The sequence below is a fragment of the Asticcacaulis sp. genome (assembly GCF_020217185.1).
GTDB lineage: Bacteria > Pseudomonadota > Alphaproteobacteria > Caulobacterales > Caulobacteraceae > Asticcacaulis.
Window position 1 is genome coordinate 1 of record NZ_JAIWNX010000048.1, and the last position, 10000, is coordinate 10000.

At 58.4% G+C, this 10000-nt stretch carries 8 protein-coding genes; 1 reads left to right on the top strand and 7 read right to left on the bottom strand.

Features of this window, described 5'->3' with window-relative positions:
• Nucleotides 1-1827 (top strand): EAL domain-containing protein (locus tag LDL37_RS02295; RefSeq protein WP_290793720.1); only part of this gene is annotated, 1827 nt, incomplete at its 5' end.
• Here the strand turns inward: LDL37_RS02295 and LDL37_RS02300 are convergent.
• The 7 genes from LDL37_RS02300 to LDL37_RS02330 all read right to left on the bottom strand — a co-directional run bounded on the left by LDL37_RS02300 (nucleotide 1805) and on the right by LDL37_RS02330 (nucleotide 9821).
• Complete coding sequence (locus LDL37_RS02300) at nucleotides 1805-2782, bottom strand: magnesium transporter CorA family protein (RefSeq protein ID WP_290793723.1); 978 nt, start codon at nucleotides 2780-2782, stop codon at nucleotides 1805-1807. The two genes, LDL37_RS02295 and LDL37_RS02300, sit on opposite strands and share 23 nt — an antisense overlap.
• Nucleotides 2783-2811: 29 nt before the next feature.
• Complete coding sequence (locus tag LDL37_RS02305) at nucleotides 2812-4482, bottom strand: methyl-accepting chemotaxis protein (RefSeq protein WP_290793726.1); 1671 nt, start codon at nucleotides 4480-4482, stop codon at nucleotides 2812-2814.
• A gap of 171 nt (nucleotides 4483-4653) precedes the next feature.
• Nucleotides 4654-6171 carry a 2-polyprenylphenol 6-hydroxylase gene (gene ubiB / locus LDL37_RS02310; RefSeq protein ID WP_290793737.1) on the bottom strand — a complete coding sequence of 506 codons (1518 nt, stop codon included), beginning with the start codon at nucleotides 6169-6171 and terminating at the stop codon, nucleotides 4654-4656.
• Nucleotides 6172-6183: 12 nt separating this feature from the next.
• On the bottom strand, nucleotides 6184-6927 hold the full coding sequence (locus LDL37_RS02315) for a class I SAM-dependent methyltransferase (protein ID WP_290793740.1): 744 nt from the start codon (nucleotides 6925-6927) through the stop codon (nucleotides 6184-6186).
• Nucleotides 6928-7011: 84 nt separating this feature from the next.
• Nucleotides 7012-7383, bottom strand: a complete 372-nt coding sequence (locus LDL37_RS02320) for an EF-hand domain-containing protein (RefSeq protein WP_290793729.1) — start codon at nucleotides 7381-7383, stop codon at nucleotides 7012-7014.
• Between the two features lie 961 nt (nucleotides 7384-8344).
• The gene (locus LDL37_RS02325; protein ID WP_290793732.1) at nucleotides 8345-8557 is read right to left on the bottom strand and encodes a hypothetical protein; all 213 of its coding nucleotides are present in this window, start codon (nucleotides 8555-8557) and stop codon (nucleotides 8345-8347) included.
• 505 nt (nucleotides 8558-9062) lie between these two features.
• Nucleotides 9063-9821, bottom strand: a complete 759-nt coding sequence (locus LDL37_RS02330; protein ID WP_290793735.1) for a hypothetical protein — start codon at nucleotides 9819-9821, stop codon at nucleotides 9063-9065.
• Between the last annotated feature and the right edge of the window lie 179 nt (nucleotides 9822-10000).

Genomic DNA, 10000 nt, shown 5'->3' on the forward strand with positions numbered 1-10000 from the left:
TCCCACCTCGCGCCTCTGTGGCTGTCGGTTTGGCTGCCGGGCACCTTGTGCCTGATCGCCGGCGTGCGCGGGATTCACTGGTGGCGCAAGCGTCACCAGAACGTAACGCCCGAATTTGCTGTGGCTCAGCTTCGCCGCACCACCAAGATGGCGGCGTTTCTGGCCATAGGGTTTATGAGTTGGGGCCTGAGCCTGCACCCCTATGGCGATGACCACGCACAGGGCCATGTGATCTTCTACATGGGCATCACCGTAGTCGGCTGTATCTTCTGCCTGATGCATCTGAGATCGGCGGCTATTCTGGTGACGCTGATCGTCAATGTGCCGTTTATCCTGTTTTTCGGTTTGTGGGGTGATCAGACTGAACAGGCGATTGCCGTGAATATCGTACTGGTCAGCGCCGCCATCCTGACCATCCTGATGACACATTATCGCGACTTTGCCGATCTGGTGCGTTCGCGTCGCGACCTGATGACCAAGCAGGCCGAAACACAAGCCTTATCGGACGAAAACTTCCGCATCGCCAATCTGGACGCCCTGACCGAACTGCCCAACCGCCGCCGCTTCTTTCACGATCTGGAAAAGGCCTTTGCCGCGGCGCAGGCCGGGCGGCTGGCCCTGTCCGTCGGGGTGCTTGATCTCGATGGCTTCAAGCCGATCAATGACACCTATGGCCACGCCACTGGTGACCGGGTGTTGAGCGAAACCGCGCGCCGGCTTGAAAAGGCCTGCCTGGGCTTTATCGACGCTAAGGCCGACATCTACCGGCTGGGGGGAGATGAGTTTGGTCTGATCGTGCGCGACGCCGCGTCCGACGAGGCTTTAAGTGAGGTCGGTCGCCATCTGACCGATGTTGTACGCCTGCCCTTTACCATCGGCAGCACACACGCCCACATGGCCAGCTCCATCGGCATGGCGACGTGGTGCGAGACCATACAGTCAGCGGAAATCCTGTTCGAGAATGCCGACTATGCGCTCTATTATGCGAAGCGCAATCTGCGCGGTCAGACCGTTCTGTTCAGCGACAAGCACGCGGCGGAAATCCGTACCCAGACGCAGATCGAACGCCATCTTCTGTCCGCCGATCTCGAACAGGAGCTGATCCAGCTGTTTCAGCCGATTGTCGATCTGAAAAGCGGTCGCGTGCTGTCTTTTGAGGCTCTGGCCCGCTGGTACAGCCCGCAACTGGGTCTGGTTGCCCCGGATGTGTTTATTCCTGTGGCCGAGCGCGCCGGCCTGATTGGCGGCGTCACCCGCGTGCTGCTGGAAAAGGCGTTACGTGAGATGCGCAACTGGCCCGAAGATATCGGCCTGTCGTTTAACCTGTCGGCGCACGACATCTGCGCCGCCGAAGGGGTGGTGCGGCTGGTGGCCATCGTCAATGCGTCCGGCATTGACCCCCGACGCATCGACTTTGAAATCACCGAAACCGCCATGGCGCACGATTTCGTCAAGGCGCGCCAATCCATGCAGATGCTGAAGACCCTCGGTTGTCACCTGTCGCTGGATGACTTCGGCACCGGCTATTCGTCGCTGAGCTATGTTCACCGCCTGCCGCTTGATCGCATCAAGGTCGATCGCAGCTTCGTCACCGACATCGAAAACGACTGCGCCAGCAAGGTGGTGCGCTCCATGACCGGGCTGTGTAGTGATATGGGGCTGAAATCGATTATTGAGGGCGTCGAAACCCCGGAACAGCTGGAACGTCTGCGCGAAATGGGCTGCGACATGGCGCAGGGCTATCTGTTCGCCAAGCCGATGCACCCCAGCATGATCGCCGGTTATCTGGCCGACACCAACCGGATTAAAGCCAGCCCCGCCGTTTAAACACCCAGTAGGGCACCAGCACCGCCACCCCCATCAGACCCAGCGCCAGGGGGTAGCCCAGCGCCCAGTGCAGTTCTGGCATATGGTCGAAATTCATGCCGTAAATACCGGCGACCAGCGCCGGCGGCAGAAAGAAGACCGCCGTGGTCGAAAAGATCTTGCCGATCTGGTTCTGTTCGACATTGATCATCCCCAGCGCGGCATCAAGCTGAAAGCTGATCTTGTTCGACAGGAAGGTCGTCTGCTCAGCGATGGACTGCGTATCCTTGAGCAGGGTACCGAGAGCGCGGCTGTGGTCCGATTGACCGGCGGGCGTATGGGTGCGCAGAAAGCCCGCCACGCGCTGAAGGCTCGATATGCTTTCATGTATGCGTGAGTTGAGGTCGGCCAAGAGGCCCAGTGATTGCAACACGCCGTGCATGATGTCCGAGGGCGTCCCCTTCTCGCCTTCAAACCCGCGCGGCGAAAAGATACGCCGAGACAGGCCATCCAGCCCGGTAATGACTTCATCGGAATGGACAACGGTCCGCAGCACAATGGCTTCCAGCAAGCCGGTCAGGACGTCCACGCTGTCCGGAAAGGCCTTTGGCATCAGCAGCAGGCGTTCCTGAAGCGCCAGAAAGGGCGGCGGATCGATGTCACGCAGCGTAATCAGGAAATCCGGCGTCAGGATAAAGGTCACCGTCCCGCAGGCGCGCGCATCGCGGTCGTCGCTGATGACGGCGGCGGTCATATAGGCCGTACCATCGCGCGTGTACATGCGGTTGAGCGCATGATTGCGCCAGGTTTCTTCACGCGTCGGCAGGGCGATATTGAGGTTTTGCGGCAGATGCCGCAGTTCCTCTTCGGTGGGATTGAGGAGGTCGATCCATACCGGTTCGTCGGGGACGTTTTGGTCGGCGCGTTGCTGGGTTTCCGCGATACGCTCGCCCAGGCGATGGAATATGGTGATCATGGAATACCCCTGTACTGTCAGCGGCTGTCTCAGGCGGCCCGAATTCCCGAAATGAACTCATGGATATCTTTGCGCAGGCTGTCGGCCTGACGCGACAGCTCACCGGAGGCACCGAGCACCTGTGTGGCGGCCGCAGTGGTTTCTTCGGTCGCCCGCGAGATGCCTGACATGTTTTGCGCCACCTCGACCGTGCCCTGCGACGCCTGCTGCACATTGCGGGTGATTTCCTGTGTGGTGGCATGCTGCTCGTCCACGGCCGCTGAAATCGCCATAGAGACCTCAGACATCTGATCGATCGTGCGGCGGATGTGATCAATGGCCATTACCGCTTCACCGACGACAGCCTGTATCTCCTGCACCTGCGCCTCGATGTCCGCCGACGCTTTTGAGGTCTGCTGTGCCAGGGTCTTGACCTCGCTGGCGACCACCGCAAAGCCCCGACCCGCCTCGCCAGCCCGCGCCGCCTCGATGGTGGCGTTGAGCGCCAGCAGGTTGGTCTGAGAGGCGACCTGCGTGATCAGGCTGACGAAATCGCCGATGCGCTGCGCCCCGTCCGACAGCTTGTGAATGACCTCTGAGGACCGTTGCGCTTCGGCGATGGCGCTATGGGCAATCTGTACCGATCCCTGAACCTGCCGGGCGATCTCCTGCACGGTCGCGGCCATTTCTTCGGTCGCCGCGGCAACGGTCTGTACGTTCATCGAAGCCTCTTCCGATGCCGAGGAGACGACGGTGCTCTGACGGGTCGTTTCTTCTGCACCGGACGTCAGGCTTTCGGCCGAGGCCTCCAGTTCCGTGGCAGCCACGGAGACAAACTGAATGCTTTCGCGGGTATGGGCATCAAAACGCTGGACCAGTTCCTCGATCAGACGCGCCCGCGCTTCACGCTGCGCCAAAGCGGCCTTTTCCGCCGCTTCCAGCCTTTGTCGCTCAAGGCCATTGGATTTGAACACCTCAACGGCGCGCGCCATTTCCCCGATTTCGTTGCGCGCGTCACGGGCAGGCACTTCGGTCTGGTATTCACCCCGGGCGAGACGGGTCATGACCGCCGTCAGGCTGTTGATCGGCGCGATGACCCGATGACGCACGATCCAGATGCCGGCGGCACCCAGCGTGAAATTGACCAGAAACGCCGCTCCCAACGCCCACAGAAGGGTGGCTTGTTTTTGTGAGGCTACGTCAAACGATTTTTTGGCCTCGGCAACCTGTAGCTTCACCAGCACATCGAAGGCCGCCGTCACCGGGTCAATGGCGGGATAAAGCTCGCTCGACACATAGGTTTCAAGCGCCGCCTGATCCTTCCGCAGCATGATATCCCGTAAGCGCGCTATGGAGGCCTTGGCCTTCTCTTTCTGATCCCTGGCCGCCTGTGCGAGCGCCTTTTCATTCGCGTCCATCCACGTCAGCATATAGGCGTCAAAGAGCTGATCCGAGCGCGTCAGGGCCTCGTCCATATTGCGCACGCCATCGTCAAAGCTGACTGTGCCGGCGCGGACCTTGTGGGCATTATCGACAATCAGGACCGCATAGTTGTCGCTAATGCCTTTAAGCTGTTCCAAAGGGATCACCCGGTCAGCATAGACGGTCTGAAGCCCCTGCCGCCCCGCCTGAGCGATCAGAAAAGCCAGTCCACAGCTCAAAAGCGCGCCGATAATCAGCACAGACATCACGCCCTGCAGGCGCGCGCGAAGCGTACGCATGGTTTACCCTACCCCAAATACAACCCGCTCCGTGGCGGATTATCCCTTGTAAAGGATTTCAGTTATCTAAAGGTGGGAAGAAGCGGTTAACAGAACGCTAAGGTCGAACCCTTGCGAGAGCGGCGTTATGGCGGGCAACTCTGCGGGGTAATAGAGGTGAGTCAGGCCGGGTCAGAAATGAACAACGGCCATCCACACCATAACGCCCAGCGCCAGCACCGAGGCGATCAGGGCCAGGGTCGAGACGGTGCGGCTGTGGCGCAGTTCGGATTGCAGGGAGATGAGCGCCCGCCGTTCGCGTTCGCGGTCCGCCTCATCGTCGTCATCCAGCTTCAGCTTATGCACCAGCTTGTCGATCAGGCGGCGCGCTTCGGCGACCGGCGACAGTTCCGACTGGATAAAGTCGCGCACCACCGGCCGGGCGGCTTCCCAGATATCGTGTTCCGGATAGATGCGCCGCGCCACGCCTTCGACACTGACCATGGTTTTTTGCAGCAGGACCAGTTCCGGCCGCAGGTGCATGTCGAATTGCGCCGTAATCTCAAACAGTTGCGTCAGAAGCCGTCCCATCGAGACTTCGGTCGCCGCGCGACCCAGCACCGGCTCCCCTACGGCGCGCAGGGCCTGTGCAAAGGCCTGAACATCGTGATGCTTGGGAACGTAGCCCGCTTCGAAATGCACCTCGGCCACGCGCTTATAGTTGCGGCGCAGGAAGCCCCACAGCATTTCCGCCAGATAGAGCCGTTCCTTGGGCTTGAGCCGCCCGATAATGCCGAAATCAATCGCCGTCAGCTTATCCGGGGCCTGCGCAAACAGATTGCCCTCGTGCAGATCGGCATGGAACATACCGTGGTTCAGCGCCTGAGACAGAAAGGCGCGGATCAGGTTGTCGGCCATGGCCTGCGGCTGAAGCCCCGGCTGGGTCAGGGCTTCGGGACGGCTGAGCGGGATGCCTTTGGCCCATTCGATGACCAGAACGCGCTTAGCCACATGGTGCCAGACGACTTTTGGTGCCGACATATAGGGTTCGGCATTGATGATCTGCCCCAGTTCGTCCGCTGCCGAGGCCTCAAGCCGCAGGTCCAGCTCCAGCAGGAGCGACTGCGCCACCGTAGCGACAAAGGCTTCGGGCTCCAGACGGCGCGAGGCGGGCGACAGAAAGGCGATGATTTTGGCCGCCAGCGTCATCATGGCGATGTCGTCAGCAATGATCTGCTCGATGCCGGGGCGCAGAATCTTCACCGCCACCTGCCGCCCGTCTTTCAGGATGGCGCGGTGCGCCTGCGCGATGGAGGCCGCCCCGATGACTTCGCCAAATTCAAAGAAGACGTCATCGACCGGCTTTTCCAGCGCCTCTTCGACCAGACGTCGCGCCGTCGCCGCATCAAACGGCGGCAACTGATCCTTCAGGTGGCTGAGGTCGCGGATAAATTCATCCCCGAAGATGTCGCCGCGCGTTGAAAGCACCTGCCCCAGCTTGATAAAGGCCGGACCCAGCTTTTCAAAGGCGCGGGCATAGCGCAGCCCCACGCGGTCTTGCGGCCCGCGACGCGCAAAGAAAAAGCGCAGGGAATTGGAAAAGAAACGCGACGGCGGATTGAGCTGATAGCTCAGTTCGCGCGGGATCAGCACGTCCTCGCGCATCAAGACGAACCCGGCCTTGATCAGGCGGAAAAACGAAGCGAACACCGACGCCAAGGCTTACGCCCAGCCGTAATGCAGGGCGCACACCCCGCCGGTGAAGTTGGTATAGCCTGTGCGGCGGAAACCCGCCTTGTCCATCATGCCGCGGAAGGCCTCCTGATCCGGGAAGCGTTTGATGCTTTCGACCAGATATTGATAGGAATCGCGATCATTGGCGATCATCTGCCCCATGAAGGGGATGATGTTGAAGGCGTAAAACTCGTAGCTGCTTTCGACAAGGCCCGTGGTCGGGTGCGAAAACTCCAGACAGAAGAAGCGACCGCCGGGTTTCAGCACGCGCTTGGCCTCATTCAACGCCACCTGCACATCGGCGACGTTACGGATACCGAACGAGATGATGTAGGCATCAACGCTGTTGTCGGCGATGGCAAGGTTCATCGCATCGCCAACCGACCAGGTGATTTCCGGCTCAGACCCCTTCTGAATGCCCGCCTCGATCATGGCCTGATTATAGTCGATAATGCGGATTTCCGCGTCCTTGCCCCCTCTGCGGGCTTTGGCGGCGCGCGCCAGCTTGGCCAGACGCCGCGCAATATCGCCCGTCCCGCCGGCGCAGTCGATGATCACTTCACCCGGCTGCGGGTTGAGCTTGGCGCAGGCCGCGTCCTTCCACAGGTGGTGGACGCCCACCGACATGACGTCGTTCATCAGGTCGTATTTGGCGGCGACGTTTTTGAACACGCCGTGGACCAGATTGACCTTTTCCTTCGCTTCCACATCGCGGAAGCCGAAGGTGGACATTTTGGGGGATTCGGAGGGGGCCGTCTGTTCGCTCATGCGAGGGTTTTTAGACCAGCCGCGCGGCTTTGGCGATAAGGAAAGTCCTTATTTGGAGGCCTGCGTCGTTTTTTCCCGCCCAATCAGGGCCAGAGCCGCCTTGGCGCGGTATTCGCTGAGCGACACCTTATGATCTTCGTTGTCGTCATAGAGCGAAATGAAGAATTTGGCGTCGGCCTTTATCGCCTCCGGATCATTGCCCGTATGCGGCAGGCGCGGGGCCTCATCCTCGGTGATAAAACCGTCGCGGTTGCGGTCAAATTCGGCAAAGATGCGCCTGATCTCGGCTTCACGCTGCACCGGCGTCATCTTGTCCGTGCGTTCGGTAAAGTTGGGCTTGTGCTTCGGGTCGATGACGTCCTGCGCCAACACCGCGCCCGGCACACACAAAAGGGCCAGTGAAATCAGGGTCGCACGCATGAAGAGTCTCCCGGACAGTATCTCACGCATCATATGAGAGTTTACCCTGCCCATTCAATGGGGCGGCATTGGGGCGGGCAAAACAGGGCCTTATGCGGATGCGCCTATATAGAGGCCCGATACTCTGCCGACTACACCGTCACCGATGAAGAACGCGACGGGCTCACCGAGCGCGTAAAGCTCTTGCAGGACACCGTCGCCGCCGTCGCAACAGAGCGCTTAAATCCCGCAAACCTCACAAATTAGCCATACAATACAACGGGATACCGGGTCCGCACCTCACCACATGCAGAGCGCACCTCTCGCGCAACTCACATAACCATTTGTAAAATATAGACTATCACGCAGAACCAGGCCCCAGAGCCTCTCCGCCTTTTTATCCTGCCCGCGCACGAACGGTATAAAAACGCCGCAAACGCCTCATTCGCGCCCGGATGATTGAAGGCAGGATTCGAGCAATTGCGAAACACCCATAGAGCCATCGCAAAGCCTTATGAATAAAGGGCTTGAAGCTAACATGGTTCTAAAAAAACGATGTTAGACAACAACTTACAGGCTCAGAGAGGCGGCCTTTTATCTTGCAGCCCATTAACCAACTAAACGGCAATTTGATACGATTTTATTTGCCACGTCATCGTGCCCCTTTATGCGAAGATAAGCCTCAAAACACAAGTTATCTCCACGCCTTATAACTGGAAACGCTCGAGATAAATCATAAATTTCAGAAAGCGATTCGCCTGGGGCGACTTCAACACATCTATTCGCCGAAGACGCAAAAGGAACACCTCGTCGTAACGGAATACTGCGTTTATTTCGCGTTAATTTGAACGACCGGGGTCCATGTCCGGCTTCAAAACATACTGTATCTGTACCATTATTTGTGATGATCACCTCAACTTGAGAGGTTTCAACATCAATTGCAACTATGTTTGTTGAAACATTTAATACATTACCAATGCAGCTAGAGGCCGCCGAGACGCTGAACAAGGATAAGATAGCTATCAGCATTATTGAGCGCACGTTTCGTACCTCCGGGTTGCTTTGCCATGGAAAGCGCATCTAATTGATAATACTCACGCATGTTGGCATTTGCACCAAATAAATGTGGCGGCTCATGAACCAAGGTTGTGACATCATACCTGTCATGGAATAAGAAAACGCTTTTTGTTATCATTGAATGCGTATCCTTGAGTGTTTGAAATAGTACATTTATCAAACACAAAAGCACTGACCTTGCTCTCTTCGTCCTTTTCATAATTATAACGGCCGGACCTGTATTATAGGAAATTTTCCACCCGCGACAATTTTTTGTCTGCCGAGGCAAGCGTTGCATTAGATGAAGAGTCGAACGCCTTACCAAATGCGCTTTCCGTGGCTTGAGCGCGGTCTGACAGCCCCGTTTGCTTCCCGGCGGCGACAGCGGCGCTTTCTTGCTTTAGATTTGCAATTTCCCCCCTTGTCGATTGAACTGCCGCAAGGGCAGCTACTTGCTGTGTCATTGCTTGCCCGCACTCACCTAGGTCGCTCATTGACTTTCCGCACGTTGCCAATCCCGTCGGATCTGTACCATTGACACGATCCCCGCCCGTGTAACCATACAGGTTCAGGTCGTCTTTTGAGCCGATGGGGTCAGTCTGTAAAAAGCCTCCACCACCCAGGTCGTGCCGTTCGTTGACACCTTACCGACTATCAGGTCCGTAATTGCCGGTGGCGCTATCGCTGGCTACGGTTTCAGCGGCGGCGGTGGCCGGCGCTTCGATTTTCAGCGCGGGCGCCTGTGCGCCTTCGAGCTTCGACGGCGCGTGCAGATCGTCGCGCACATAGTGGTACATGCGCTCATCCGAACAGGCGCAGACGCGGATATGCTGGGTGCCATCGCGCCAGATAATCAGCGGATAGCGGATCGGCACGCCATTATCGCCCAGAAGCGGCTCCAGTTTGGCGATAAAGTCACGGCTGGCCTGCACCACCGCTGAGCGCGCCAGATCACCGTCGGCGGCGCGGAAGGTCGGCTGCCACGCCTCTTCGCTGGCGGCACGCCATTGCTTGTAGAGCGGATAGGAGCGGTTGAGCCAGATTTCGGCGATGGTCGAACGTTCCGAGGCGGTGGTCGTCACCTTGCCTTCGACATCCATCGGGGCGAAGGGCACGAGGCGGATATCGGCGCCAATGGCTTCGAACTTCGGCAGTTCCTGATCTTCCCACACCTTGCACGTCGCGCAGTTGCGATAGGTAATGACCCAGATTTCCGGTCCCTCCTTACCCGACGCCGCATAGCCCGACGAATCAAGAAGCTCCTGAATATCCTTCTGCTTTTGCGTGATGGTTACGGGCGCCCAGCGCACGAAATTGTCCCAGTACAGCCAGTAGCCGGTAATGCCCAGCACAGCCGCAACAATCAGGAACAGTATGGCGTAGAGTATATGCTTTCTGGTCATCCGGCGCTCAGCCCCTCTTGAACCTGATGACTATACGCGCGTTATGCGGCATCTGTTAAGGGTTTGGTTAACAGATTCAGCCCCATGACAGGGCAACAAGGCCGAATATGATACCAGTGAGGGCCGCAAACCACAGCCACAGATAGGGGCCCCTGGCCTTCGGGCGGCGGGAATCCTCA